Annotated in this window: 27 protein-coding genes; 20 read left to right on the top strand and 7 right to left on the bottom strand. The window is 60.3% G+C overall.

The genetic code is table 11. The features are described 5' to 3' along the window. Positions 1-9: 9 nt before the first annotated feature. The 3 genes from coaBC to ACRZ95_RS15110 form a co-directional block, all read right to left on the bottom strand. Entirely contained in the window at positions 10-1,206 is a 1,197-nt protein-coding gene (gene coaBC, locus ACRZ95_RS15120; protein WP_170678805.1) for a bifunctional phosphopantothenoylcysteine decarboxylase/phosphopantothenate--cysteine ligase CoaBC, read from the bottom strand. A gap of 63 nt (positions 1,207-1,269) precedes the next feature. Continuing rightward, complete coding sequence (locus ACRZ95_RS15115) at positions 1,270-2,094, bottom strand: ChaN family lipoprotein (RefSeq protein ID WP_170678803.1); 825 nt, start codon at positions 2,092-2,094, stop codon at positions 1,270-1,272. Beyond that, positions 2,091-2,969 (bottom strand): RNA polymerase factor sigma-32, encoded by an 879-nt coding sequence (locus ACRZ95_RS15110; protein ID WP_170378887.1) that lies wholly within the window; start codon positions 2,967-2,969, stop codon positions 2,091-2,093. Before ACRZ95_RS15110 ends, ACRZ95_RS15115 begins: the two co-directional genes overlap by 4 nt. Positions 2,970-3,068: 99 nt before the next feature. On the opposite strand from ACRZ95_RS15110, the gene cobU reads away from it, so the two are divergent. The 4 genes from cobU to ACRZ95_RS15090 are packed head-to-tail and all read left to right on the top strand — an operon-like array spanning position 3,069 to position 6,670. Continuing rightward, on the top strand, positions 3,069-3,590 hold the full coding sequence (gene cobU / locus ACRZ95_RS15105; RefSeq protein ID WP_170678801.1) for a bifunctional adenosylcobinamide kinase/adenosylcobinamide-phosphate guanylyltransferase: 522 nt from the start codon (positions 3,069-3,071) through the stop codon (positions 3,588-3,590). Continuing rightward, positions 3,587-4,165 carry a histidine phosphatase family protein gene (locus tag ACRZ95_RS15100; RefSeq protein ID WP_170678799.1) on the top strand — a complete coding sequence of 193 codons (579 nt, stop codon included), beginning with the start codon at positions 3,587-3,589 and terminating at the stop codon, positions 4,163-4,165. The genes cobU and ACRZ95_RS15100 overlap by 4 nt, the downstream gene beginning before the upstream one ends. 58 nt (positions 4,166-4,223) lie before the next feature. Continuing rightward, positions 4,224-5,108: a glutathione S-transferase gene (locus ACRZ95_RS15095; protein WP_170678797.1), complete on the top strand. Its 885-nt coding sequence runs from the start codon at positions 4,224-4,226 to the stop codon at positions 5,106-5,108. Positions 5,109-5,155: 47 nt separating this feature from the next. Then, on the top strand, positions 5,156-6,670 hold the full coding sequence (locus tag ACRZ95_RS15090) for a YifB family Mg chelatase-like AAA ATPase (RefSeq protein WP_170678795.1): 1,515 nt from the start codon (positions 5,156-5,158) through the stop codon (positions 6,668-6,670). Positions 6,671-6,868: 198 nt separating this feature from the next. On the opposite strand, the gene gshB is transcribed toward ACRZ95_RS15090, so the two are convergent. The 3 genes from gshB to rsmI all read right to left on the bottom strand — a co-directional run bounded on the left by gshB (position 6,869) and on the right by rsmI (position 9,093). After that, positions 6,869-7,801: a glutathione synthase gene (gene gshB, locus ACRZ95_RS15085; RefSeq protein ID WP_170678793.1), complete on the bottom strand. Its 933-nt coding sequence runs from the start codon at positions 7,799-7,801 to the stop codon at positions 6,869-6,871. Positions 7,802-7,862: 61 nt separating this feature from the next. After that, positions 7,863-8,234, bottom strand: coding sequence for a YraN family protein (locus tag ACRZ95_RS15080; RefSeq protein ID WP_170678791.1), 372 nt, complete (start codon positions 8,232-8,234; stop codon positions 7,863-7,865). 1 nt (position 8,235) lies between these two features. Continuing rightward, on the bottom strand, positions 8,236-9,093 hold the full coding sequence (rsmI, locus tag ACRZ95_RS15075) for a 16S rRNA (cytidine(1402)-2'-O)-methyltransferase (RefSeq protein ID WP_170678789.1): 858 nt from the start codon (positions 9,091-9,093) through the stop codon (positions 8,236-8,238). An 88-nt stretch (positions 9,094-9,181) separates the two neighbouring features. On the opposite strand from rsmI, the gene ACRZ95_RS15070 reads away from it, so the two are divergent. The 3 genes from ACRZ95_RS15070 to murJ are packed head-to-tail and all read left to right on the top strand — an operon-like array spanning position 9,182 to position 14,671. After that, positions 9,182-10,354: a penicillin-binding protein activator gene (locus ACRZ95_RS15070; protein WP_170678787.1), complete on the top strand. Its 1,173-nt coding sequence runs from the start codon at positions 9,182-9,184 to the stop codon at positions 10,352-10,354. Further along, complete coding sequence (locus tag ACRZ95_RS15065; protein ID WP_170678785.1) at positions 10,314-13,133, top strand: [protein-PII] uridylyltransferase; 2,820 nt, start codon at positions 10,314-10,316, stop codon at positions 13,131-13,133. Before ACRZ95_RS15070 ends, ACRZ95_RS15065 begins: the two co-directional genes overlap by 41 nt. Continuing rightward, positions 13,130-14,671 carry a murein biosynthesis integral membrane protein MurJ gene (gene murJ / locus ACRZ95_RS15060; protein WP_170678783.1) on the top strand — a complete coding sequence of 514 codons (1,542 nt, stop codon included), beginning with the start codon at positions 13,130-13,132 and terminating at the stop codon, positions 14,669-14,671. The genes ACRZ95_RS15065 and murJ overlap by 4 nt, the downstream gene beginning before the upstream one ends. Here the strand turns inward: murJ and ACRZ95_RS15055 are convergent, their stop codons facing one another. After that, positions 14,672-15,358 carry a rhomboid family intramembrane serine protease gene (locus tag ACRZ95_RS15055; protein WP_170553474.1) on the bottom strand — a complete coding sequence of 229 codons (687 nt, stop codon included), beginning with the start codon at positions 15,356-15,358 and terminating at the stop codon, positions 14,672-14,674. It abuts the gene before it with no gap. Positions 15,359-15,444: 86 nt separating this feature from the next. Between ACRZ95_RS15055 and trpS the strand changes: the two genes are divergently transcribed. From trpS to ACRZ95_RS14990, 13 genes are all read left to right on the top strand, one after another. Beyond that, the gene (trpS, locus tag ACRZ95_RS15050) at positions 15,445-16,473 is read left to right on the top strand and encodes a tryptophan--tRNA ligase (protein ID WP_170678781.1); all 1,029 of its coding nucleotides are present in this window, start codon (positions 15,445-15,447) and stop codon (positions 16,471-16,473) included. Positions 16,474-16,532: 59 nt separating this feature from the next. After that, entirely contained in the window at positions 16,533-17,396 is an 864-nt protein-coding gene (locus ACRZ95_RS15045) for a branched-chain amino acid aminotransferase (protein ID WP_170678779.1), read from the top strand. A gap of 65 nt (positions 17,397-17,461) precedes the next feature. Further along, positions 17,462-17,917 (top strand): universal stress protein, encoded by a 456-nt coding sequence (locus ACRZ95_RS15040; protein ID WP_170378913.1) that lies wholly within the window; start codon positions 17,462-17,464, stop codon positions 17,915-17,917. Between the two features lie 6 nt (positions 17,918-17,923). Further along, on the top strand, positions 17,924-18,517 hold the full coding sequence (locus tag ACRZ95_RS15035) for a 2-hydroxychromene-2-carboxylate isomerase (RefSeq protein WP_170678777.1): 594 nt from the start codon (positions 17,924-17,926) through the stop codon (positions 18,515-18,517). A gap of 69 nt (positions 18,518-18,586) precedes the next feature. Beyond that, positions 18,587-19,150: a NifU family protein gene (locus tag ACRZ95_RS15030; RefSeq protein WP_170462695.1), complete on the top strand. Its 564-nt coding sequence runs from the start codon at positions 18,587-18,589 to the stop codon at positions 19,148-19,150. After that, the gene (tsaB, locus tag ACRZ95_RS15025) at positions 19,140-19,727 is read left to right on the top strand and encodes a tRNA (adenosine(37)-N6)-threonylcarbamoyltransferase complex dimerization subunit type 1 TsaB (RefSeq protein WP_170661170.1); all 588 of its coding nucleotides are present in this window, start codon (positions 19,140-19,142) and stop codon (positions 19,725-19,727) included. The genes ACRZ95_RS15030 and tsaB overlap by 11 nt, the downstream gene beginning before the upstream one ends. Further along, positions 19,724-20,137 carry a GNAT family N-acetyltransferase gene (locus tag ACRZ95_RS15020; RefSeq protein WP_170661171.1) on the top strand — a complete coding sequence of 138 codons (414 nt, stop codon included), beginning with the start codon at positions 19,724-19,726 and terminating at the stop codon, positions 20,135-20,137. Before tsaB ends, ACRZ95_RS15020 begins: the two co-directional genes overlap by 4 nt. A 157-nt stretch (positions 20,138-20,294) precedes the next feature. Continuing rightward, positions 20,295-21,293, top strand: coding sequence for a BMP family ABC transporter substrate-binding protein (locus ACRZ95_RS15015; protein WP_170468883.1), 999 nt, complete (start codon positions 20,295-20,297; stop codon positions 21,291-21,293). Positions 21,294-21,377: 84 nt separating this feature from the next. Then, positions 21,378-22,907 carry an ABC transporter ATP-binding protein gene (locus tag ACRZ95_RS15010; protein WP_170462691.1) on the top strand — a complete coding sequence of 510 codons (1,530 nt, stop codon included), beginning with the start codon at positions 21,378-21,380 and terminating at the stop codon, positions 22,905-22,907. A gap of 1 nt (position 22,908) precedes the next feature. After that, positions 22,909-24,003 (top strand): ABC transporter permease, encoded by a 1,095-nt coding sequence (locus ACRZ95_RS15005; RefSeq protein WP_170678775.1) that lies wholly within the window; start codon positions 22,909-22,911, stop codon positions 24,001-24,003. Beyond that, a complete protein-coding gene (locus ACRZ95_RS15000) occupies positions 24,003-24,971 on the top strand; it encodes an ABC transporter permease (protein WP_170678773.1) in 969 nt (322 codons plus the stop codon). The genes ACRZ95_RS15005 and ACRZ95_RS15000 overlap by 1 nt, the downstream gene beginning before the upstream one ends. A 257-nt stretch (positions 24,972-25,228) precedes the next feature. After that, positions 25,229-26,149, top strand: coding sequence for a sulfite exporter TauE/SafE family protein (locus tag ACRZ95_RS14995; RefSeq protein ID WP_170378929.1), 921 nt, complete (start codon positions 25,229-25,231; stop codon positions 26,147-26,149). Positions 26,150-26,151: 2 nt separating this feature from the next. Next, the gene (locus ACRZ95_RS14990) at positions 26,152-26,919 is read left to right on the top strand and encodes a TIGR02186 family protein (protein ID WP_170678771.1); all 768 of its coding nucleotides are present in this window, start codon (positions 26,152-26,154) and stop codon (positions 26,917-26,919) included. Positions 26,920-26,921 lie beyond the last annotated feature (2 nt).

The raw sequence follows: 26,921 nt of genomic DNA, 5'->3' as shown, positions 1-26,921 counted from the left end.
CCTTCTGTCTCATTCGGCCAGCGCGTCGGCGATCTTTTGTGCCAAACGCGTGGCGACCATGTCTTTGCCCATGCGCGGCCAGCTCTCAGCCCCTTGATCCGAGATCAGGACGACCGCATTTTCCGAGCCCCCCATGATGCCGGTCGCCGGGCTGACGTCGTTTGCCACGATCCAATCGCATCCCTTGCGGGCGCGCTTTGCAGTCGCGTTGTCAATCACATCATCGGTTTCCGCTGCAAAGCCCACAACCAGATCAGGGCGACCCGCACCCATCTGCGAGACGCGTTTCAGGATGTCGGGATTCTCGGCGAACTCCAGCGAGGGCAGACCATCACGGCTTTTCTTTAGTTTCCGATCCGAGGCGGTGGCCACTTTCCAGTCGGCGACCGCTGCGGCAAACACACCTGCATTCACAGGGAGCGCCGCATCCACTGCGTCCGACATCTGCTGTGCTGTCTCGACCTGCACGACCTGCACGCCTTGGGGCGGCGGAACGTCGGCGGGACCAGTGACAAAAACCACATCAGCCCCAAGCGCCGCCAAGGCGCGGGCAACGGCAGTCCCCTGCGCCCCGGATGAGCGGTTGGCGATGTAGCGCACCGGATCAATCGGTTCATGTGTCGGGCCAGAGGTTACAAGGATGCGTTTACCTTTCAACGGCCCGTCGGCCAGTTGCGCCTCAACGGCAGCAACGATCTCTAGCGGTTCGGACATCCGGCCCGGGCCATATTCGCCACAGGCCATGTCGCCCTCGTTGGGTCCTACAAAGCGTATGCCGTCCTGCTGCAATTGTTTCAGATTTCGCTGGGTCGCCGGGTGATCCCACATGCGGACATTCATCGCAGGCGCGCACAAAACCGGCGTATCCGTGGCCATCAGCAGGGTCGAGGCCAGATCGTTGGCCAATCCTGCCGCCATCTTGCCCATCATATCTGCGGTGGCTGGGGCAACCACGATCAGGTCAGCCGAGCGCGACAGCTGGATATGCCCCATCTCGGCCTCATCGGTCAGGTCGAAGAGATCGCGATAGGCTTTCTGACCGGAGAGCGCGGAGACCGACAGCGGCGTCACGAACTCCTCAGCGGCGCGGGTCAAAACGGGAGTGACTTGCGCACCGCGCTCTTGCAGCCGTCGGATCAGATCGAGCGACTTATAGGCCGCAATGCCACCGCCGATGATCAGCAGAATGCGTTTGGATGCCAGCATGTTCAGCCCTTCCCGTCCCGGTCGGTCCTGACATTAGGCAAGGCCACCGGGTAGTTCCAGCGGTTAATTCTGCGTCTCAAACGCTTTGCAAGGGTCTTCACGCTCTATTTCCGGGCTGTCGATCACCGCATCGAAGGTCCCGTCAATTGCGCCGCCTTCGGACTGGCCTAGCACAAAGACCTTCAGCCCAGGCTTCAGGCGCGACAAAAAGGTCGGGATGCCCCGGTCTGTCCTAGCGTGGCCATTGCCGGTGATCACAGCAATCGGACCACCGGTTTCTTCGTCCGCGCGCAGGATCGCTCGGGTGAGCACCGCGTCTCGCAGACGTTGGATCGAGACCATTTGCGGCAACATTTCGGCTGGCAGAGCATCGCAATGGGCAGCCAGTTGATCCGCCTCGCGCGCGGCTTGATCTTCTGGCGACAGAGGAACGGTCAGGCCATAGCGCGCAGCGTCTGCACCAAGGGCCGTGGCCGCACCTTTTTCCATCGCGGCGCGCGCAGCTGTGCGTGGAACCATGGCGCCATAGACTGGCGCGTCCGACGCCTGAAAGACTGGGTAATACATACTCAGTGGGGGCCAGCCAGACTCCGCCCAGCGCAGGATGCGAGACAATTCCTCTGGGTTGGAGGCGGCTGTCTGAGCCAGACGCTGCGCGCCTTCTTCGGTTACCATCTCCCACACCACAGCCGACGGAGCGATCGCGCCCAACGCCTCGGTCTGCACAAGGTGGTGACGCGGATTGTCGTGAATTTCACCAAGAATCACCACATCTGCGTCCTGCATGGCTGCCAGGACATCATCGGGGATCAACTCACCGGCTTGGACCGGGCGCACCGCGCTGGCTGTAAACGCCAGCACACACAACAGAATCGCAAATCTTGTCATGCGATGAAGTGTTGCACCTCACGCGATTGGGCTTCAAGGTTCTTGCGCATCTTGGTGAAGGCTGCGGCCTCAAGCTGCCGTACACGTTCCTTCGATAGACCCAGCTCATTCCCCAAGCTTTCAAGGGTCCGGGCCGGTTCGCGCAGCTTACGTTCACGCACGATAAATCTTTCGCGGTCATTGAGGGATTGCATCGCCATCAGCAACCATTCGCGCAGCTGCTCGGTGTCGTGGCGATGTTCGACCGCCTCGGCGGCCTGCTCACGATCATCTTCCAGCGCATCAATCCACTCGCGCCCATCTTCATCCGCTGACTGCACCGCGTTGAGCGAAAAATCCGAGCCGGACAGACGCCCTTCCATCATCTCGACATCGCGCAAGGGCACACCGATTTCCGTAGCAATCATCTGGTGCAGCTGATGCCGATCCAACTCCTGCCCCTCGGTGGCGGCTTCACGTTCCAATCGTGCCTGAACGCGGCGCATGTTGAAGAACAGGGATTTCTGGGATGAGGTCGAACCGGTCCGCACCATCGACCAGTTACGCATCACGTAATCCTGGATGCTGGCTTTGATCCACCACACCGCATAGGTCGAGAACCGCACACCGCGATCAGGGTCAAACTTGTCTGCGGCTTTCATTAATCCAAGACCGGCCTCTTGGATCAGGTCGTTCATCGGAGCGCCGTAGCGCTTGAACTTGGCCGCCATCGAAATAGCTAGACGCATGTAGGCGGTGATCAGTCGGTGCAGTGCTTGTTCGTCGCGGTTGTCACGCCACGCATAGGCCAGTTGCAATTCGGTTTCCGCGTCCAGCAGTTCGGCCTTCATCGCTTTGCGGGACATCGAGAAATCGGATGCGTTGTCCAGTGCCATGAAAATCTCCCTTTTTGTAGGCATCAGCCGGGCTTGCCTTGCCGACTTAGGGTCGATACGCAGATCATCACCAAGTGGATCACCAGAAAGGTAAGAATTGTGACCGCCAATTTAACCTTTGTGCTGGGAGGAGCCGCATCGGGAAAGTCGGTCTATGCTGAACAACTGGTTGTATCCTCAGGGAAAAACCGGGTCTACCTTGCGACATCACAAGTGTTTGATGGCGAGATGCAGCAAAAGATCGATCGCCACATCGAACAACGCGGGTCCGGTTGGGAAACCATCGAGGCACCGTTGGACCTTGCCCAGGTTTTAGCGGAACTGAGTCCTGACCAAGCCTGCCTGATTGACTGCGCCACGATGTGGCTGACCAATCACCTGCTGGCCGAGAACGATCTGGAACAGGCCCAGACCCAACTGCTGAGCGCCCTGCGCAGCTGCCCGGCGCAGCTTGTTATCGTCTCGAATGAGGTTGGTCACGGCATCGTGCCCGAAAACGCCCTCGCCCGCCAGTTTCGCGAAGCGCAGGGCCGGCTGAACATCGCGCTAGCAGCACAGGCCGACCAGGTGGTTCAGGTCACCGCGGGGCTGCCGATGGTCTTGAAGGGACAATTGCCATGACGCGTCTGCACCTGGTCCGCCACGGTCCTACCCATGCTAAAACGATGGTCGGCTGGTCCGATCTCCCCGCCGATCTGAGCGATCAGGCCGCGCTTCAGCGATTGCATGATCACATCCCTGCGGACGCGGTTGTTGTCTCATCCGACCTGTCGCGCGCGGCGGATACGGCAACGGCGATCCAAGGCCAGCGCCTGCGCCTGCCCCACCATCCTGACCTGCGCGAGATCAACTTCGGCACATGGGAGCTGCGCGGTTTCGCCGAAATCGAAGCCGAAGACCCCGAGCTTGCCTTTGCCTATTGGGACAATCCCGGCGAAGTGCGACCGCCGAACGGAGAAAGCTGGAACGACGTCCGCGCACGCGTCGACAAAACCGTGGATGCGCTGATGGCTGCATATGAGAGCGCGGATTTGGTCATTGTTGCCCATTTCGGAGTGATCCTGACGCAAGTACAGCGCGCTTTGGATATTGAGGCGCAACAAGCGTTTTCACACCGGATCGACAATCTGTCGGTTACCCAAATCGCCTATAACGCGGGCGAATGGTCCGTCGGCGCCATCAATCATCTTCCGTGATCCGACAGGTCACAAATCACTGATTTACGAGCGCTTCCGGCTCCGTCATCCTTTGATCATGACCTATGACCTCTTTGTCGGTGACCGCCTGTTTTCCAGCTGGTCCATGCGCGGCTGGTTGATGCTCGAGAAGTTCGGCCTGCCCTATCGTAGCCACTTAGTTGGCCTCTATTCCGGCACCATGGCCGCGGATTTGGAATCCCTTGCCCCGGCCCGTCTGGTCCCTGCTCTGCGTCTGCCCGATGGTACGGTTGTGGGCGAAAGCCTCGCGATGGCCGAGACATTGGCTGAACGCCACCCCGAAGCTGGGTTTTGGCCATCAGACCCAGCCGCGCGCGCAACCGCCCGTTGGCTCTGCGCCGAAATGGTCGCGGGTTTTACTGCACTGCGCAGTGAATGCCCGATGCAGTTGGCGCATGTTTGGAAGGGTTTTCAGCCGTCACCGGACACTTTGAAAGACCTCGCCCGGATTGAGAGTCTTTGGGCGCATGCCCGGACGATCTCAGGCGCGTCAGAGGGGCCGTTGTTCGGAGCCTACTCGCTGGTCGATGTCTTCTACACCCCTGTCGCTGCTCGGATCATTGGGTATGATCTGCCGGTCTCAGCCGAAAATCGCAACTATTGCCTCAGCCTGCTGTCGGACACATCGGTCCGACAATGGCGCGCGATGGGGCTAACCGTTCAATACGATCCGTACCCCTACCCGGAACACTACCCCTCGGCCCACTGGCCAGTTGGCGAACCGTCCGAGGCACGACCCGCCGACGAAGGCCCCTCGGTCAACGCGCACTGCCCGTATTCCGGCGACCCGGTCACCGATTTCCTCGACCTCGACGGCCATCGCTGGGGGTTCTGCAACGCGTTCTGCCGCGACAAAACAGTCGCCGACCCGGGCGCATGGCCCAAATTCACCGCAATGCGCGCAGCCGTTAACCATTCTTAAACCTCGGCCATGGCAGCAACGTCCTGTTAACCAAGAACAGGATTGCCATGGTTGCCCGCGCTCACACGGTTGCGTTTCAAGGGGTTGATGCCCGCCCGGTCGAGGTGCAATGCGCCGTCTCACCGGGCCTACCCGCCTTTTCAATCGTCGGTCTGCCGGACAAGGCGGTATCCGAGGCGCGAGATCGAGTGCGCAGCGCGCTTGGTTCCATGGCCATCGCCTTGCCGTCAAAGCGGATCACCATCAACCTGTCCCCCGCTGACCTGCCCAAAGAGGGCAGCCATTTCGACCTTCCCATCGCCGTCGCCCTCCTGTCCGCTTTGGAAATCATCCCAGCAGACGCGGCCGAGGGCACTGTTGCGTTAGGCGAATTATCCTTGGACGGGTCGCTGGTTCCAGTCGTAGGCGCTTTGCCCGCCGCGATGACAGCTGCGGCCGAGGATCGCGCCCTGCTCTGCCCCCGCGCCTCAAGCGCCGAGGCTGCATGGGTGGACGCCACTCAGGTAATCGGAGCCGGTTCGCTGGGTGACGTGGTGCGCCATTTCTCGGGCCAGGCCCCATTGGCAGCGGCCAAACCGGGCGAAGTCAGCCTGTCCTCCAACACCCGCGATCTGCGCGACGTCAAAGGACAGGAACGCGCCAAACGCGCGCTTGAGATCGCTGCGGCGGGAAGGCACCACCTGATCATGATCGGCACGCCGGGATCGGGCAAATTCATGATCGCCGCGCGCCTGCCCGGCATCCTGCCGCCTTTGACCCCGATCGAGGCGCTGGAAACGTCGATGATCCAATCCCTCTGCGGATTATTGGACGAAGGCGGCATCAACCGGACGCGGCCCTTTCGCGAACCGCATCACACTGCCTCGATGGCGGCGATTGTCGGCGGTGGGCGGGGTGCAAAACCCGGAGAGATCTCTCTGGCCCACAATGGGGTACTGTTCATGGATGAGTTCCCCGAGTTCCCTCGCACCGTTTTGGAAACCCTGCGCCAACCGATTGAGACGGGAGAGGTCATGGTTGCCCGCGCCAACGCCCATGTGAAATATCCCTGCCGTTTCATGCTGGTCGCGGCAGCCAACCCGTGTAAATGTGGGTACTTGACCGATCCGTCCCGCGCTTGTTCCCGCGCACCTGGCTGTGGTGAGGACTACCTGAACCGCATCTCAGGCCCATTGATGGACAGGTTCGATATGCGCATCGAGGTGCCTCCGGTAGCGTTCACCGACCTTGATCTGCCGCCGTCTGGCGACAGTTCGGCCACCGTGGCTACGCGTGTGGAGCAGGCCCGCGCCGTTCAGGCCGCTCGGTTTGAAGGTCACGAGGGCGTACGTCAAAACGCTGATATCGAAGGAAAATTACTGGAAGAAGTCGCCACCCCAGATGCTGAGGGCAAAGAGCTGTTGCTCAAGGCCGCCGACCGGTTCGGCCTGTCAGCACGCGCATTCCACCGCATCCTACGGGTCGCGCGAACCATAGCTGATCTTGATGGCTCCCCTGATATCCGGCGACCACACGTGGCCGAAGCGCTAAGTTTTCGGATCGGCGCACGGGCCATGGCTTAGATGTTCGCACTCAGTTTGTTGCGAGGCTGTTTGGGGTACAAATTACGGCGGAACTGATCATTGCCCGTTGTCCTAGACAAGTCCGGTAGCTTACCGCTTGCGCCATGTTCAAGCGAAGAAATCGACCTTCAGTGCAACCGTGCATTCCAATGAACGGACCGCATCGAAAACCTAATCGCCGCCCAACGCCTGTAGCGCTTAGACTTTGGCCTCAATCGCCTGCCAGATCTTTTCAGCGATGTTCTCACCGTTGAAGCGCTCAAGCTCTTGAATGCCGGTGGGGGAGGTGACGTTGATCTCGGTCAGGTAGTCTCCGATCACGTCGATCCCGACAAAGATCTGACCTTTTTCTTTTAGCAGAGGCCCAATGGCCGCGCAGATTTCGAGATCCCGCTCGGTCAAACCGATCTTTTCGGGTCGCCCTCCGACATGCATATTGGAACGCGTCTCACCTTCGGCCGGGACGCGGTTGATGGCACCCACCGGCTCTCCGTCCACGAGAATCACACGTTTGTCGCCGTTCTTCACATCCGGCAGGAATTTCTGAACAATCAACGGCTCGCGCGAGAATCCGGTGAACAGCTCATACAGCGAGGTCAGGTTGCGGTCATTGGCATCCAACCGGAACACCCCAGCCCCTCCATTTCCATAGAGAGGTTTCAGGATGATGTCCTGATGCTTGTCCTTGAAGGCCTTGATGGTCTGCATATCCCGCGCAATCGTGGTCGGAGGGGTCAATTCGGGGAAATCCAGAACCAGCAGTTTTTCGGGGTAATTGCGTACCCAGAACGGGTCATTGACCACCAATGTCTGCCCCTTCAACCGATCCAGCAGATGCGTCGAGGTGATGTAATGCATGTCGAACGGCGGGTCCTGACGTAGCCACACCACGTCAAACTCAGCCAGATCAACTTCACGCTCGGGACCCAGGATCGCGGGATCTCCAGCAACGCGCTGAACTTGCATGTCCTGTCCTCGCGCGGTGATCCGCCCCTCCTGATAGGCCAATTGATCCGGCCCGTAGAAGAACAGCTCATGCCCGCGGGTCTGCGCCTCTTCCGCAAGGCGGAAAGAGCTATCGGCGTTGATATCCACGGCCCCGATCGGGTCCATTTGAAAGGCGATTTTCATGGCATGTCCCTCAACTTCACGCCAGATACATGGCGCAGCAGGCCGAGGGGTTCAATGGGGCTTAGACCGGTCCGAAGGCGTTTTCGATGATTTGAACAGCGCCTGTGCCATCGACTAGCGCCGCGTCGAACCGAACATTCGTCAATTGCCCGTCCGGTTCATTTTCAAGAAACTGCGCCGCTGATGCGCAGATACGCTGGGTCTGCCGTGGGGTGATCCGAGCCGCAGCCCTGTCGAAACTGGTGCTTTTCTTGACCTCAATGAAAACGAGCCCTTCGTCACCCCGCGCAATCAGGTCAATCTCACCCCCGGTACTGCGCCAGCGTCTGTGAGCGATCGAGAATCCACGGCGTTCATAGTCGGCTGCAACCCGCAATTCCGCAGATTGCCCTGCATGATAAGATACCGACCCCCGCACCGCACGCTGCGCCATGTCATCCCTTTCCCAGTTTGAGGGCCTGCTGGTAAATGGGGCGTCGAGGAAGATCATACATCTTTGACACCAAATCCGCCGCATCCCGAACCGAATGGGTTTGCAAGGCCTGTTTCAAAGCCTCTTCTACGTCAGATTCGTTAACGCTTGGCGAATGGCTGCGATCCACCAGCAGAACGACCTCACCCTTGGGGGTTTGGTCTCGGTAGGCCTCTGCCAGGTCTTGCAAAGAGCCACGTCGGACTTCCTCGAACTTCTTCGTCAGCTCGCGGCACAAAGCCGCCTGCCGGTCGGAGCCGAGGATGTCGGACAGATCGGACAAGCATCCAGCCACGCGCTTGGGTGACTCGTAGAACACCAGCGTTCCGGGAATATCCCGCAGCGCCTCGATTCGGCTGCGACGAGCGCCAGACGCATTCGGTAAAAAGCCCGCAAAAAAGAACGCATCCGTTGGCAGACCCGCCAGCGTCAGCGCCGTCAGCGCGGCGGACGGGCCCGGAGCGCAAGTGACGGTGTGCCCGGCCTCGGCCGCCTGCCGCCCTAAATCGTAGCCTGGATCGGCGATCAGCGGCATACCGGCCTCGGACGCATAGGCAACGGATTGCCCTGCAGCCAAAGCATCCATGATCTTGCCGCGTGCGCCTGCTCCACTGTAGTCGTGATACGCCTGAATGCGACGTCCACCCAAGGGGATACCGTGGATTTCCATCAACCGGCGTAGACTGCGGGTGTCTTCCGCCGCGATCATGTCGGCCGAAGCCAGCACATCCAACGCCCTGAGCGTAATATCGCGCGCCGTACCGATCGGAGTGGCAACAAAATACAGGCCAGCAGCCAAACTTATGTTTTGGAAATTCAAAGCTGGACCCTCACAGCGTGACGTTTATTATCGCGGCTCGATAGAACAGCAGCGTCGCAAGCCGCCGGATCAGGGAGTTTTCTTTTAGATGTTTACCGTTTGCAAGTCCGTAAGCAAGTTGGCCAAAACCACGATCGCCCTGACCACCGCCGTTTTTCTGGCCGCATGTGAAACCACTGGCGTCGGCGGAGGCCCCTCGATCAACACCTCGGAACCGGTGCCCGTTGCGCTTCTGGTTCCGCGCGGATCAGGCCAGTCCGGCGACGCGGCGCTGGCGCAAAGCCTTGAAAATGCAGCACGTCTGGCGATGTCGGACCTGCCGAACGTCCAGATTGACCTGCGTGTCTATGATACGGCGGGTAATGCTGGCACGGCCTCAGGCGTGGCGCAACAGGCTGTGGCTGACGGTGCCAAGATCATCATCGGACCGGTCTATGCACAGGCGGCCAACGCGGCCGGCCTTGCGGTGCTGAACAACAACGTGAACGTCCTGTCCTTCTCGAACAACACCAGCATCGCGGGTGGAAATGTCTTTGTGCTGGGGCCGACATTCCAGAACACGGCCAATCGACTGGCCAATTATGGCGGAAGACAGGGCAAGACCGGAGCAATCATCGTACACAGCAATGACGCAGCCGGAGAGGCCGGCCGCTCGGCCATTGCCAATGCGCTGGCCAGCAGCAGCATGAACAACGCTGGCAGCGTCGGTTACGACCGGTCGCAGCAGGGCGTGATCAACGCGGTGCCCAACATCAAGTCCGCCATGGATTCGACGGGGGCGGACTCGGTCTTCCTGACTGCAACCACCGCAGGCGCGCTGCCCTTGTTCTCGCAATTGTTGCCCGAAGCGGGGGTTTCGCCATCGACCTCCCAGTATATCGGTCTGACACGGTGGGACATTCCGGCCCAAACGCTGGAACTGCCCGGCGTTCAGGGCGGTTGGTTTGCCCTGCCTGATCCCGCAAAAGCGCAGGCCTATCGTCAGCGCTACAATGCGACCTATGGCGAAGCACCTCATCCGATCAGCGGATTGGCCTATGATGGGATCGCCGCGATCGGGGCGCTTGTCAGCCAAGGCAAATCGAACGCTCTGACCGGGGCTGCGCTGACGCAGAGCGCCGGTTTCCAGGGTGTTGGCGGCATCTTCCGCCTGCGCTCGGACGGTACCAATGAACGCGGTCTGGCGGTTGCCACGATCCAGAACAAACAGGTGGTTGTGATTGACCCTGCCCCGCAAAGCTTCTCAGGGGCCGGTTTCTGACCAGCCTCACCTGACTGCAGTGCCTGAAAACTCACTTATCTGCCCGCCAGAGGATATTTTCGACGGCGCCCGCGTTGACGCTCAGCTTGCTGCAGCGTTCGAGGCAGGCACTGACAACTCCACGCTGCGTGCTGAAACGGTGCGCATTCTGCGTGAGGCGCAAAAGGCCGGGCGCGCCGCCATCGCCGAGGCGTTTGCCGCCCGCCCATTCGACGCGCGCCCTCTGACCCGGTCCTATACTTACCTCACGGATTGTCTGGTCGGCACTGCGATGCGCGTCGCCAGCGAGCATCTGCACCCTCTGGCCACCCCGACACAGGGGGAACGCATCGCTGTTCTGGCGGTCGGCGGCTATGGGCGCGGTGAGATGGCACCCGCCTCGGATGTCGATCTGCTGTTTCTGACGCCCTATAAGATCACCGCCTGGGCCGAGAGCGTGATTGAATCCATGCTCTATATCCTATGGGATCTGCGCCTGAAGGTCGGCCATTCCTCGCGCACGATCAAGGATTGCCTGCGTCTCGGGACCGAAGACTTCACCATCCGGACCGCGATGCTGGAACAGCGCTATTTGGCAGGAGACACGCGTTTGGCCTGGGAGCTGGACCAACGCCTCAAGGCCGATCTGTTCAAGGGGACTGAGCGAGAGTTCATCGAGGCCAAGCTTCAGGAACGCGACGAACGCCATCTGAAACAGGGTCAACGCTACGTGGTCGAACCCAATGTGAAAGAGGGCAAAGGCGGGCTGCGCGATCTGCAATCGCTCTACTGGATCGCGAAATACATCTATGGTGTGCAAGACGTGGCCGAGCTGGTCCCGCTGGGCCTGTTCACACCCGATGAATTCAAGACCTTTGCCGAGGCCGAGAATTTCCTCTGGGCCGTACGCTCGCACCTGCATCTGGTGACGGGGCGCCCGACCGAGCAGCTGACCTTCGACATGCAGGTCGAGGTCGCGGCGCGCATGGGCTATGAAGACCGGGCCGGGCGGCGAGCCGTCGAAGTGTTCATGCAGCGGTATTTCCGCCATGCCACCAGCGTAGGGGAATTGACACGGATCTTCCTGACCAAGCTGGAAGCCCTGCACATGAAAGGCGCTCCGCTGCTGGAGCGGATTTTCCGCCGCCGCCCTCGGGTCAAACCCGGGTACAGCATGGTTCATGGTCGTCTGGACATTGCCGATCCGGATACATTCCTGACCGACAAGCTGAACATGTTGCGCCTGTTCGAGGAAGGCCTGCGCACAGGCATGCTGATCCATCCGGATGCTATGCGGCTGGTCACGGCCAATCTGCACCTGATCGACGAAGATATGCGCAACGACAAGGAAGCCCAGCGAATCTTCCTCGACCTGATGCTGAAACATGGCAACCCGGAACGCGCCCTGCGCCGGATGAACGAACTTGGGGTGCTATCAGCCTTCATACCCGAGTTCGAACCCATCGTAGCGATGATGCAGTTCAATATGTATCACAGCTACACGGTGGACGAGCATATCATCCAGTGCATCGTCAACCTCGCCCAGATCGAACGCGGAGAGCTTGTTGAATCGCTGCCGCTGGCGTCCTCGATCCTTGAAGGGGGCGTGAACCGCAAAGTCCTCTATGTTGCGCTGCTGTTGCACGATATCGCCAAGGGCCGGCCTGAAGATCACTCGATCCTCGGAGCACAAATCGCGCGGAAAGTGGCACCCAGGCTGGGGCTGAACAAATCCGACGCCGAAACCGTCGAATGGCTCGTGCGCTATCACCTGCTGATGTCGGACATGGCGCAGAAACGCGATATCTCGGACCCTCGGACCGTACGGGATTTTGCCAAGGCTGTGCAAACGGTCAAACGGCTGGATCTGCTGACCGTGCTGACCGTCTGTGACATTCGCGGTGTCGGGCCCAATACGTGGAACAACTGGAAAGCAACGTTGCTGCGCGCGCTGCATGCGGAAACCAAACGTGCCTTGGAAACCGGCATGGAGGATCTGAACCGTGCCAATCGCGGGGCCGAGGCCAAGAAACTTCTGCGCGCAGAACTGGCCGAATGGTCCAAGGCCGATCTGAAGACGGAAACCGGGCGGCACTATGCTCCGTACTGGCAGGGCCTGAACGTCTCGACCCATGTGGAATTTGCCGAGATGCTACGGGCGCTGGAACACAGCGGCGATCCCGGCGCGATGGAAATCCGCCTGCACCCGGACGAGGATCGAGACGCCACCCGCGCCTGCTTTGCCATGGGTGATCACCCCGGTATCTTTGCGCGGATCGCCGGGGCCTTGGCCTTGGTCGGTGCTAACGTCGTGGATGCCCGCAGCTACACGACCAAGGATGGCTATGTAACGGATGCGTTCTGGATACAGGATGCCGAAGGTCACCCGTTCGAAGCCAGCCGTCTGCCGCGTCTGACCCAGATGATTCACAAAACGCTGAAAGGCGAGGTCGTGGCCCGCGACGCGCTGAAATCGCGCGACAAGATCAAGAAACGCGAACGCGCTTTCAACGTGCCGACCCATATCACCTTCGACAATGACGGGTCCGAGATCTACACGATCATCGAGGTCGATACCCGCGACCGCCCCGGCTTGCTTTATGACCTGACGCGCACGCTGGCAGCGGCCAATGTCTATATCGCCAACGCCGTGATCGCGACCTATGGCGAGCAGGTGGTGGATACATTCTACGTCAAGGACATGTTCGGGCTGAAATACCACTCGGAAAGCAAACAGCGCGGGCTTGAGACCAAACTGCGCAAAGCCATAACCGAGGGCGCCGAGCGAGCGGCGTCATGAAGCAGATCCGGCTGTTTTCCGGCTTCTTCACAGTCGGCTTCTGGACACTGGCCAGTCGCATTCTGGGCTTTCTGCGTGAAATCCTGCTGACCGCGTTCATCGGCCCCGGCCCGGTGATGGACGCCTTCGTCGCGGCTTTCCGTCTGCCCAACATGTTCCGCCGCTTCTTTGCCGAAGGCGCATTCAACGCAGCTTTCGTGCCGATGTTTTCCAAGCGGCTAGAAGGCGGAGAGAACGCGCAAGGGTTCGCGCAAGACGCCTTCAACCTTTTGGTCGCCGCGGTATTGGCCCTGGTCGGGCTGGCAATGGTCTTCATGCCGGGCCTCGTCTGGCTGACGGCCGAAGGGTTTTACGGCGATGAACGCTTTGATCTGGCCGTCGACTATGGCTATGTCGTCTTCCCCTACATTCTTTTCATGTCACTGGCGGCGCTGTTTTCGGGCGTTCTGAACGCGACCGGGCGGTTTGCTGCCGCCGCCGCAGCGCCGGTTCTTCTAAACATCTTCGCCTGCACCGCCCTGATCGCTGGCGCGATATCCGGAGGCGAGGTCATTCGCTGGCTCATCGCCGTGATCCCTTTGGCAGGTGTGGCGCAGTTGGCGTTGGTCTGGTTTGCCACCGAACGCGCCGGTATCCGCATACGTTTTGGGTTGCCGCGTCTGGCGCCCGAGATGCGGAATATGGTCCGCATCGCCGTACCCGCCGCCTTGGCCATGGGGGTGACGCAGGTCAATCTGGTCGTAGGGCAACTCGTGGCCTCAAAGACCGAGAAAGCTGTCAGCTGGTTATTTGCTGCAGATCGTCTGTATCAGCTGCCTCTGGGCGTCGTTGGGATTGCCATCGGAATCGTGCTGCTGCCCGACCTGTCTCGCCGCTTGCGCGCGGATGACAAAGCAGGCGCGCGCAATGCGTTTTCGCGGGCCGGAGAGTTCATGTTGCTGCTCACCCTGCCCTCGACCGTAGCCTTCCTGATCATCCCGAACCCGCTGGTGTCAGTCCTGTTTCAGCGGGGCCAGTTCACCGCCGAGGATACAGCCGCAACAGCCCTGGCCGTTGCAATCTATGGCATCGGCCTGCCCGCATTCATGCTACAGAAGCTGCTGCAACCGCTGTATTTCGCGCGCGAGAACACGCGGTCTCCGTTCCACTATGCTTTGGTGGCAATGATCGTCAACGCGGCGCTTGCCTTCGGTCTTTACCCGATTTTCGGATGGATTGCCCCTGCCATCGCAGCCTCTGCCGCTGGCTGGGCCATGGTTGGCTTACTGGCCTTCGGCGCGCGGAATATGGGCGATGAGACTCGGTTCGACGACCGCTTCCGGCGGCGCGCGGGGCGGATCATCTTGGCATCTGTCGGGATGGGCGCGGTGTTGTTTGCCGCCATTCAACTGTTCGGCTGGACGCTTGATGTGCCCGGGTGGCGCTATCTGGCTCTGCTTGCGCTGATCATGGTTGCAGCGGTCAGCTACTTCGCATTTGGCCACCTGTTGGGGGCATTTAGACTGTCCGAGTTCAAAACGGCCCTGCGCCGGTCATGATTAATCACGCCGGATGCGGCCCTTGATCCGCGCCCAACCACCCGGCGCCAAAAAGAAGGACAGGCCGAACCCGGTGGCAAAACCGCCCAGATCGGCCACCCAATCGGATGTGCCGCCAAAGATCAGGCCAAACAGCAGCTGAATGCCCATCAGCACCGCAATCAACTGAAATGCCCGCGCCTGATTGGCCCCAACCAAAGAAAGTTTGCGCCACAGCAACCAAGTAAATGCCCCGATCAACCCGTAGACCGGTGGGAACCCTCCGAGCAGCGGATAAGACGGGTCCAGAAACAGCGCATAGGCGAGCGCGCCACCAACACCCGACAGAACGAAGATCAGCAGCATCGGAAAGCCGCCAAAGACCTCACCCACCATCTTGCCCATTGCCAGCACGAACACGCAGACAAAAACCGCCTGCGTAAAACTGCCCGAAACGAACGGATAGGTCACAAAGCGGATAACATGCTCGAACGGCCAGCGCCCGTTCTGGACCATCCAATCGAAGATATCGGCCGAGAACGCGTAGCTCTGCAGCGCATCCAGCCGCCATCCGACCGCGCCGGGCCCTCCGACCAGACCCCGGGCGCCCAGCGTAAACGCCAGTTCGATCCCCATGATGAACAGAACCAAGGCCACCACGACAGGCGGCAGAGGGTTCACGGCGGGTGTATAATGCTCACTGCTCATTGGGCTGGCCTTTCGCGGCTGTTGACGTCCCTTGGCCTCATGGGTAAGCGACGAGGGCTGATTTTTCCAGACGGGAGTTCCCTTCGATGACCCAGACCCAATTCACGCCGCGCGTGTTTTCCGGCATCCAGCCTTCGGGCGGGCTGACCTTGGGCAACTATCTGGGCGCGATGAAGCGCTTTGTGGATATGCAGGGGCCAGAGTTCGAAACCATCTATTGCATGGTCGACCTGCATGCGATCACCGTCTGGCAGGACCCCGCCGCCTTGTCGCACAACACGCGCGAACTGTGCGCGGGCTATATCGCGGCGGGCATCGACCCGGAACAATCCATCCTGTTCAACCAAAGCCAGGTGCCCGAACATGCGCAACTGGCGTGGATCTTCAACTGCGTGGCCCGTATGGGCTGGATGCAGCGCATGACCCAATGGAAGGACAAGGCGGGCAAGAACACGCAAAACGCCTCGCTGGGCCTGTTTGCCTATCCGGCGCTGATGGCCGCGGACATTCTGATCTATCACGCGACCCATGTTCCTGTGGGTGAGGACCAGAAACAGCATCTTGAGCTGACGCGCGACATCGCGATCAAATTCAACAACGATTTCGGCGTCGACTTCTTCCCGGTCACCGAACCCGTGATCGAAGGGGCGGCCACACGGGTCATGAGCCTTCGTGACGGCTCCAAGAAGATGTCCAAGTCTGATCCGTCAGACATGAGCCGCATAAACATGACCGACGATGCGGACACGATCGCCAAGAAAATCCGCAAGGCCAAAACCGACCCGGATGCCTTGCCCTCAGAAGTCGACGGTTTGGAAGATCGCCCTGAGGCGCGCAATCTGGTCAATATCTACGCCGCGCTCAGCGACAGCTCGGCCGCGCAGGTGCTGGCCGATGTTGGCGGCAAGCAGTTCGGTGAGTTCAAACCGATGCTCACGGAATTGGCGGTCGAAAAGCTGTCTCCGATCTCGTCCGAGATGGCCCGCCTGATGGGCGAGCAGTCCGAGATTGACCAGATCCTTGCCCGTGGTGCGGAAAAGGCGCGCGCGATTGCTGCCCCGATCCTGAAACAAACCTACGAGATTGTGGGCATGGTCGGCGCTGCATCGCGCTGATTGCACTGGACCTTCGCCTGACGCCCTCCTAGGTTTGCCGAAAGCTGAGGGAGGGCGCTATGGCAGTCGGCAAGAATATCCGCACCTATTTCGAAGGCCAATGGCATGAAGGGGACGCACCGATCATGCGGGCGGCGGATCATGGATCGTGGCTTGGGTCCTCAGTCTTTGATGGCGCGCGCTACTTTGACGGCATGGCCCCTGACCTGCTGGCCCATTGCGCCCGGGTGAACCGCTCCGCCGAGGCGCTGATGCTGACCCCGACTGTAACGCCGGAACAGATGGTCGATCTGGTGCGCGAGGGGCTGCAATCCTATGGCCCGGATCAGGCTGTCTATATTCGCCCGATGTATTGGGGCATCCACGGAGACGTCACGGCCATCGTGCCCCAGAAAGACATTACCGGTTTCGCCATCTGTCTCGAAGAGATCCCAATGGCGCCCGAAACGGCCTCGGTAACGTTGACGACCACCCGGTTCCGCCGTCCGGTACTGGAATCCGCCGTGGTGAATGCCAAGGCCGGGTGTCTCTACCCGAACAACGCCCGGATGCTGACTGAGGCGCGCTCCAAAGGGTTCTCGAACGCGCTGGTCGCCGACGCGATGGGCAATGTGGCCGAGACCGCCACGGCCAATATCTTCATGGCCAAAGACGGTGAGGTCTTTACCCCCATGCCCAACGGCACCTTTCTGGCCGGGATCACGCGCGCACGGCACATCAAGAACCTGCGCGCCGATGGTTTTAATGTACATGAGTCAGTCCTCAGCTTTGATGATTTCCATGCGGCGGATGAGGTGTTCATGTCCGGCAACATGAACAAGGTGACGCCCGTGACCGCTCTGGACGACACGCAATATCAGGTTGGCCCTATCGCCCGTCGCGCCCGCGCGCTCTACTGGGATTGGGCAGCAAGCGAGCGCTAGGGATTTACCCGAGTTGCCAGCACGCTATCGGTCGGGCATGATCCCAGAAAATCAAGAGGACCCAAATGCGCAAGTTTCTCGTCATTCTGGATGACAGCCGCGAATGCCTGAACGCCATGCGTTTTGCCGCGATGCGGGCCGCGCATACCGGCGGCGGCGTGACAATCCTGTCGGTGATCCCGCCGGATGAATTCAATCACTGGATCGGTGTGGCCGAAACCATGCGCGAAGAGGCCCGCGAACGCATCCACGCCCATTTCGAAGTCTTCGCCAAATGGATGCGCGACAAGCAAAGCGTTGAGCCTGAATTGGCCATTCGCGAAGGCGATCCGGTTGCACAGATCATCGAACACGTGCAGTCCGACCCGGAGATTGGGGTCCTGGTTCTGGGCGCCGGCACCGACAAGAAAGGGCCGGGTCCGCTGGTGACTCAGCTGACCAAGAACTCGGGCAGCATGCCGATCCCGATCACCATCGTGCCAGGTGATCTGAGCAAGGAAAAACTGGAAGAGATTACCTGAGGCACCATGGCAGCACCCGTTCAGTTCTGGTTCGAGTTCGCCTCAACCTATTCTTATCTCAGCGCGATGCGGATCGAGCAACTGGCCGCTGAAAAGGGGGTGCCCATAGATTGGCAGCCCTTTCTTTTGGGGCCCATCTTTGCCGAACAGGGCTGGAACACGTCTCCATTCACGATCTACCCCGCCAAGGGCCGCTACATGTGGCGCGATATGGAGCGTTTATGCGCCGCGCGCGCGCTGCCGTTTCAGCGCCCCGATCCGTTTCCGCAGAATTCCCTGACCGCTGCGCGTTTGGCAGTGGCCATCACGTCCCAAGACCAGCGGGCCGCGTTTACCCGTGCCGTCTACATGGCCGAGTTCGGCGAAGGCCGCGATATCTCGGCCGCATCGACACTGACCGATTGCCTTGCAGCCGTAGGTCTGCCCGCCGCTTTCATAGAGAGCGCACAAGACCCAAAGGTAAAAGCGGCGCTCTTTGCTCAATCCAGCCGCGCCAAAGAACTCGACTTGTTCGGCGCACCCAGTTTTGTCGTCGGGGATGAGGTTTTCTGGGGTGATGACCGGTTGGTTGACGCGATAAACCACGCTCTCGCAATTTAGAACGGTTCCAAATCTTGACTTCCACGGCGGCTGCCCGCATATCAGAAGCAACGAAAACGGAGCTGCCTCATGTTCATTCAGACCGAATCCACCCCGAACCCGGCAACCTTGAAGTTCCTGCCCGGCCAGACGGTGCTTGAGGCAGGCACAGCCGACTTCCCATCCGCAGAAGCCGCCGAAAAATCGCCGCTTGCCCAGCGCATCTTTGCGGTCAGCGGCGTGACCGGCGTGTTCTTTGGCAATGACTTTGTCACCGTGACCAAAGCGGATGACGTCGATTGGGACCATATCAAGCCAAGCATCCTCGGCGCGGTGATGGAGCATTACCAATCCGGCCAGCCCGTCATGGGGGCCGAAGCGGCACCCGCATCCGGCCATGCCGAACATACCGGCGAGGATTCGGAAATCGTCGATCAGATCAAGGACCTGCTGGACAGCCGTGTGCGCCCAGCGGTGGCTCAGGACGGTGGCGACATCACCTTCCACGGCTTTGACCGCGGCGTGGTCTACCTGCATATGCAAGGGGCCTGCGCGGGCTGCCCGTCCTCGACCCTGACCCTGAAAATGGGGATCGAGAACCTGCTGCGCCACTACATCCCCGAAGTGACCGAGGTTCGCCCCGTTGCCGTCTGAACCGACCCTTCTGGCATTTGACACATCGGCCGCGCATTGCGCGGCCGCTTTGTTGCGTGGCTCTGAAATTGTTGTCACGCGGGCCGAGGCCATGTCACGTGGGCAGGCCGAACGCCTGCTGCCGCTGCTGGAGGAGGTTCTGTCTGAGGCCGGTCTTGGCTGGAAAGACCTGGACGCCATCGGTGTTGGCATCGGCCCAGGAAACTTCACCGGCATTCGAATCTCGGTTTCAGCGGCGCGTGGGCTTGCATTGGGTCTGAACATCCCGGCCGTCGGCGTGTCAGGTTTTGATGCCTTGACCGAGAACGTGCCCGACGGTCACCTACCCGCGATCTCGGCCCCGCGCGATCAGGTCTATGTACAGACCTCAGAAGGCCCACGCCTGATGCTTCGGGCCGAGGCCGAGGGGCTTGGCCCCCTCTTCACTGCCACGGACCCAAACGCGCATGTTCAGGCCATCGCCCATGTCGCGGCGCGCAGGTTCGGCACGGAAACGGAACCACCCGCACCGCTCTACATTCGTCCCGCGGATGCGGCGCCTTCTCGCGACCTCCCTCCTGTGCTGCTGGACGAATGACCCCGAACGACATGGCCCTGACCCACGCTGCGGCCTTCACACAGGCGCGCCCGTGGACGGCTGCCGAGTTCGAAGACCTGCTGCAAAACCGCTTCACCCATGTTGTCGGAGACCCCAAGTCCTTTGCCCTGTTTAAGGTCATCGCGGACGAGGCCGAGTTGCTGACCATCGCGACTCACCCCCTGTATCAGCGTCAGGGTTTGGCTGCAGCCAGCATGAAAAACTGGCATGCGGTTGCCGCTGATCTGGGCGCGGCGCGCGCGATTCTTGACGTGGCGGCAGACAATGGGGCCGCTATCGCGCTCTATGAACGCTTCGGATACAGCCCATGCGGGCGGCGAAAAGCCTATTATACACGCGATTCCGTCTCAAATTGCGATGCAATTGTGATGGAACGCGCCCTGCCTTGAATAAAGTCGCCATTTTTTAGACCAAGTGGTCAAAAATCAGTTGACCCTGCCTGTTGCATACGGCCTTAATTCCCGTCATCACAACGGTTATGCTCGCTATAGGTGGGTAAACGAGGCTAGTTTAACCTCGAACCGACAAAAACAACGGGAGTACCAAATGACCCTGATGAAATCCTTGATGGGCGCTGCCGCCGCCGTCGCTCTGACCGCGGGTGCCGCACTGGCCGAACCGGCTCTGATCTTTGACCTGGGTGGCAAGTTCGACAAGTCGTTCAACGAAGCCGCACATAACGGCGCACAGCGTTGGGCCAACGAAACCGGCGGCACCTATCGCGAGATTGAGCTTCAGTCCGAAGCACAGCGTGAACAGGCCCTGCGCCGTTTCGCCGAAGCTGGCGCGAACCCGGTGATCACCATGGGCTTTGCCATGGCCGATCCTCTGTCCGCCGTTGCCGGCGACTATCCTGACACCAAGTTCGTTGCGGTTGACGTCACCTGGCTGGACGCCCCGAACATCCGTCAGATCGGCTTTGCCGAGCATGAAGGCTCGTACCTCGTTGGTATGATGGCTGCGATGGCGTCGGAATCGGGCACTGTCGGCTTCATCGGCGGCATGGATATTCCGCTGATCCGCCACTTTGGTTGCGGCTATGCGCAAGGCGCCAAGGCTGTGAACCCTGACATCAACGTTGTTGCCAACATGACTGGCACCACCCCAGCCGCATGGAACGACCCGGTTAAAGGGTCCGAGCTGACCAAAGCGCAGATCAGCCAGGGCGCTGACGTGATTTATGCAGCCGCGGGCGGCACCGGTGTTGGTGTTCTGCAGACCGCGGCGGATGAAGGCATCCTGTCGATCGGTGTGGACAGCAACCAGAACCACCTGCACCCGGGCAAGGTTCTGACCTCGATGCTCAAGCGCGTGGACGTGGCCGTCTATGACGCGATGAAAGCGGGTGAAAACCTCGAAACCGGCGTGTTCGCCATGGGCCTGGCCGAGGACGGCGTTGGTGTTGCCATGGACGAGAACAACAAAGAACTTGTCTCGGTTCGTATGAACGACGCCGTGGACGAAGCACGCAAAGCGATCATCAACGGCGACATCTCCGTTGTCAGCTACTACGAGAACGACAGCTGCCCGGCGCTGCAGTTCTGATATCGCACGGGGCGGGGGGTGACCTCCGCCTCGGTCCCACTCTGCCGCGAACCGCGCGGCCCTTCGGCAACCCAAGGACAAGACATGACAGTCCCCGCCATTGAGCTCAAAGGGATTTCCAAAGCCTTTGGGCCGGTTCAGGCCAATAAAGACATTTCCATCAGCGTCGCCCCCGGCACGATCCATGGGATCATCGGTGAAAACGGTGCGGGCAAATCCACGCTGATGAGCATTCTCTACGGCTTCTACAAAGCCGATAAAGGTGAGATTTGGATCAACGGCACCAAGACCGACATTCCAGACAGTCAGGCGGCCATCGCCTCGGGTATCGGGATGGTGTTCCAGCACTTCAAGCTGGTCGAAAACTTCACCGTTCTGGAAAACATTGTTCTGGGCGCCGAGGATGGCGGGCTGCTGGCCCCGTCTCTGGCCAAGGCCCGGAAAGAGCTGAAAGCGCTGGAAGAAGAATACGAGTTGTTCGTCGACCCTGACAAGCGCATCGATGAAATCGGCGTGGGCATGCAGCAACGGGTCGAGATCCTCAAGGCGCTGTATCGCAAGGCCGAGATCCTGATCCTTGATGAGCCCACCGGGGTTCTGACCCCGGCCGAGGCAGACCAGCTGTTCCGCATCCTCGATCGCCTTCGGGCCGAAGGGAAGACGATCATCGTGATCACGCATAAGCTGCGCGAGATCATGGAGAACACCGATACCGTTTCAGTCATGCGGCGCGGAGAGATGACGGCAACGGTCAAAACGTCCGAGACCAGCCCTGAGCATCTGGCCGAGCTGATGGTGGGCCGCAAGGTCCTGCTACAGGTCGACAAGGTGCCCGCGCAGCCCGGGAAACCCATTCTTGAGGTCCAAGACCTGCGCGTGTTCGATGCGGCAGGTGTTGAACGCGTTAAAGGCATCGACCTGACCGTCCGTGCCGGTGAGATCGTCGGCATTGCGGGCGTCGCAGGCAATGGGCAGTCGGAACTGCTGGAAGTTCTGGGCGGGATGCGCCCCGGTCAGGGGTCGATCAAGCTGAATGGTACACCGCTTCCCCTCAGCGGGGCTGGATCCGACGGTCAGGCGCGTCGCGCGCAGCACATCGCGCATGTACCCGAGGACCGTCAGCGCGAAGGTCTGATCATGGATTTCCATGCCTGGGAAAACGTCGCCTTCGGCTATCATCGCGACCCGGCCTACAAGCGCGGCCTGTTCATGGACAACGCCGCCCTGCGCGCGGACACTGAAGCCAAGATCGAGAAATTCGATGTGCGTCCCCCGAACGGCTGGCTGACCGCCAAAAGCTTTTCCGGAGGCAACCAGCAGAAAATCGTCGTCGCGCGCGAGATTGAGCGGAACCCAGACCTGTTGCTGGTTGGCCAACCGACCCGCGGCGTCGACATTGGCGCGATCGAATTCATTCACAAACAGATCGTAGCCCTGCGCGACCAAGGCAAAGCGATCCTGCTGGTCTCGGTCGAGCTGGAGGAGATTTTCTCGCTCTCGGACCGGATCGCCGTGATGTTTGACGGACATATCATGGGTGAACGTCTACCCCATGAGACAGATGAAAAAGAACTGGGCCTGCTGATGGCCGGTGTTGCGGGAGAGGCCGCGTAAGATGGAAAAAATGCCCAAATGGGCCGACGTCGTGCTGATCCCCATCATCAGCCTGGTGTTGGCCACGATCCTGTCGGCGTTGGTGATCCTCGCCATCGGAGAGAACCCGATTGAGGCCGTGAACCTAATGGTCACAGGCGCGCTTGGGTCGACCTATGGCTGGGGCTATACGCTCTACTACGCGACCAACTTCATGTTCACCGGGCTTGCGGTGGCCGTAGCCTTTCACGCGCGGCTGTTTAACATCGGTGGCGAAGGTCAGGCGATGCTGGGTGGTCTTGGCGTTGCCATGGTGTGTCTCTACATCCCTTGGCCGCATTGGAGCATCGCTCTGATCGCTGCAGGACTGGGGGCCGCTGTATTTGGCGCAGCATGGGCCGCAATCCCGGCTTACCTGCAGGCCAAACGTGGCAGCCACATCGTGATCACCACGATCATGTTCAACTTTATCGCGGCTGCCTTCCTGAACTACATGCTGGTCAATGTCATGCGCCCGCAAGGCTCGCAGGACCCGGCAACAGCGCGCTTCCCCGAGGCGGTACACCTGCCGACCTTCCAATCCATGTTCTCAACCGCCGAAAACGTGATGTTCCGCGGCGCACCTGCCAATATTTCGTTCTTCGTGGCGATCATCGCCTGTTTCGTGGTCTGGGCGCTGATCTGGCGCACTCGGTTAGGCTATGAAATTCGGGCCTATGGTCATTCGGAGACCGGTGCCGTCTATGCGGGAATCTCGCCGGTTCGCATCACTATCATCGCCATGCTGATCTCGGGCGGGTTGGCAGGTCTGATGGCGATCAACAACGTGATGGGTGAGGCAGAGCGACTGGTTCTGAACTCGACCGAAGGCGCGGGTTTCATCGGGATCGCCGTGGCGTTGATGGGCCGTTCGCACCCGTTCGGCGTGTTCCTCGCGGCGCTTCTGTTCGGCTTCCTGTATCAAGGCGGTGCAGAGCTGGCCTTGTGGACATCCATCCCGCGCGAATTGATCGTCGTCATTCAGGCGCTGGTGATCCTGTTTACCGGAGCGTTGGACAACATGGTGCGGATGCCGCTTGAAAAGCTGTTCCTTGCCCTGCGGAAGGAGCCTCAGTGATGGATTCGTTCGTAACACTGATCCAGGTCCTTGATTCCACCGTCCGTCTGGCGACGCCTTTGCTGCTGGCCTGTCTTGCCGGCCTCTATTCCGAACGCGCCGGGATTTTCGACATCGGGCTTGAAGGCAAAATGCTGATCTCGGCCTTCTTCTCGGCCGCTGTTGCTGCAGTGACCGGCTCGGTCTGGTTGGGATTGCTCGCGGGGATTGCGTCGTCTTTGGTTTTGTCGGCACTACACGGCGTGGCGTCGATCACGTTCCGGGGCAATCAGCTGATCTCTGGCGTGGCGATCAACTTCCTAGCCTCTGGCCTGACGGTTTTGATTGCTCAAAGCTGGTTCCAACAAGGCGGGCGCACCCCGTCGCTGTTCGGGCAAGGCCGGTTTGAACCGATCAACTTCCCCTTCGCCGAAACGCTAAGTGAGGTGCCCTTCATCGGCCCGATCTATTCCGAACTGCTGTCCGGCCATTCGATCCTCGTCTATATCGCCTTCTTGATGGTGCCTGCGACGTGGTGGATCCTTTATCGCACCCGGTTCGGGTTGCGGTTGCGCGCTGTGGGTGAAAACCCGGCTGCCGTGGACACAGCCGGTGTCTCGGTCGTCGGCCTGCGCTTTGCGGCTGTCGCCATCTGCGGCGTACTCTGCGGTATCGCCGGAGCCTATCTTGCAACTGCGCTGCAGGCCGGGTTCGTCAAGGAAATGACCGCCGGTCGCGGGTTCATTGCACTGGCGGCGCTGATCTTTGCGAAATGGCGTCCCTGGCACGCGATGTGGGCCTGTTTGCTGTTTGGCCTGCTACAGGCCATCGCGCTGCGATTCCAGAATATCGACTTGGGCGGCATCGTGATCCCTGTGCAGGTGATGGACGCCCTGCCCTATATCCTGACCGTGGTGATTCTCGCGGGCTTCGTCGGCAAGGCGGTTCCGCCCCGCGCTGGTGGCGAGCCTTACGTGAAAGAACGCTGATAAGTCCAGTTCAGGGCCAATTCTGGGTCCTGTTCGCTGCAGAGCGGCATGCAGAGTTGATTTTGCATGCCGCAACCGCTCTAAGAGGGTATGTGCGTGTTTCCTCTGATAGAAAAGAGTGCAAACCTCCCCTCGTATTTGCCAAAGGCGGGTGGTAGGCCTGTGACCGCAGCGCCCGATATTCAGGCTGCACGCATTTCCGATGCCGGCGGGTTCACCGCTTTGCACAGCCGAACTCAATACGACTAGAGCATGCCATGCAAATTTACCTTCCGATTGCCGAAGTCTCCGTAAACGCCTTTCTACTGCTAGGGCTTGGAGGCATGGTCGGCATTCTGTCGGGCATGTTCGGGGTCGGCGGCGGGTTCCTTATGACGCCGCTTCTGTTCTTTATCGGCATCCCTCCGGCAGTTGCCGTCGCGACCGAAGCCAACCAGATCGTCGCCTCGTCCTTCTCGGGCGTTCTGGCTCATTTCAGGCGAAGGACGGTCGATTTCAGGATGGGCACGGTGCTTTTGATCGGCGGCCTCATCGGGGCCGCGCTTGGCGTTGTCGTGTTCAACTACCTCAAGAGCTTGGGCCAGGTCGATCTGCTGGTGACGCTGTGCTACGTCGTCTTCCTTGGCGTGATCGGCAGCCTGATGTTCATCGAAAGCCTGCGCGCCTTGCGCAAGGCCAAGAAAGGCGGGGCGGCACCTGCCAAGCGTCGTCAGCGCGGCTGGGTCCATGCGATGCCATTCAAGATGCGCTTTCGCACCTCGGGCCTGTATATCTCGGTCATCCCTCCGGTTCTGGTGGGCCTCTGCGTGGGGGTTCTGTCCGCGATCATGGGCGTCGGCGGCGGCTTTATCATGGTGCCCGCGATGATCTACCTGCTGGGCATGCCCACCAAGGTTGTAGTCGGGACATCCCTGTTCCAGATCATCTTCGTCACCGCCTTCACGACAATGCTGCACGCCACCACGAACTACACCGTGGACGTGGTTCTAGCTGTGCTTCTTCTGGTCGGCGGCGTTATTGGGGCTCAGATCGGAACCGTGATCGGCGCCCGGATGCCAGCCGAGCAATTGCGGGTTTTGCTGGCCGCGCTGGTGCTGGTCGTATGTGGCAAGCTGGCACTTGATCTGCTTCTGGAACCGTCCGAGCTGTATTCGCTTGGCGCCAGCGGGGGACACTGACTATGGTCCGCTCATTGATCGCCGCCCTGTGCCTGTTCTGCCTGCCCGCCGCTGCCGCGGAAGAGCAGGTGGTACTGGGCCTCAGCCAGGACCGGGTTGCCATTACTGCTACGTTCGACGGGTCCGAAATTCTGATCTTCGGGGCCATCAAGCGCGAAGCCCCGATCCCCGAAGGCCCTCCGCTTGAGGTGATCGTCACTGTTGCAGGCCCGTCCGAGCCTCTGACCGTGCGTCGTAAAGAGCGCAAGCTGGGAATCTGGGTGAACTCCGACAGCGTCGAGGTCGATCTGGCCCCCAGCTTCTACGCTGTTGCCACCAGCGGGCCATTCAAAGAAATCCTCACCAATACCGAGGATCTCCGCTATCGGGTTTCCATCGAGCGGGCCATCCGCTCGGTCGGGGCGGCCATGCATATCGAGGCCGCTCAGGACTTTGCCGATGCCGTGGTACGAATTCGCGAAAGCGAGAGCCTGTATTCGATCCGCGAAAACACGGTTGCGGTGGACGAACAGACCCTGTTCCGCACCTCCATCGACATGCCCGCCGACTTGACTGAAGGCGACTACGCCGCGCGTATTTTCCTGACACGGGGCGGCAATGTGGTGTCGCAATACGAAACCACGATCGACGTGCGCAAAGTGGGGCTGGAGCGGTTTCTCTACAACATGTCCCGCGAACAGCCCGTTTGGTACGGGCTGATGTCACTGGTCATCGCAATCGCCGCTGGTTGGGGGGCCTCGACGGCTTTCCGTCTGCTCCGCGAAAAGTAGCC

Source organism: Ruegeria sp. AI3 (assembly GCF_056541245.1).
Note: the sequence above shows the minus strand (reverse complement) of the source record. Positions and strands in the feature narration are given on the sequence as shown.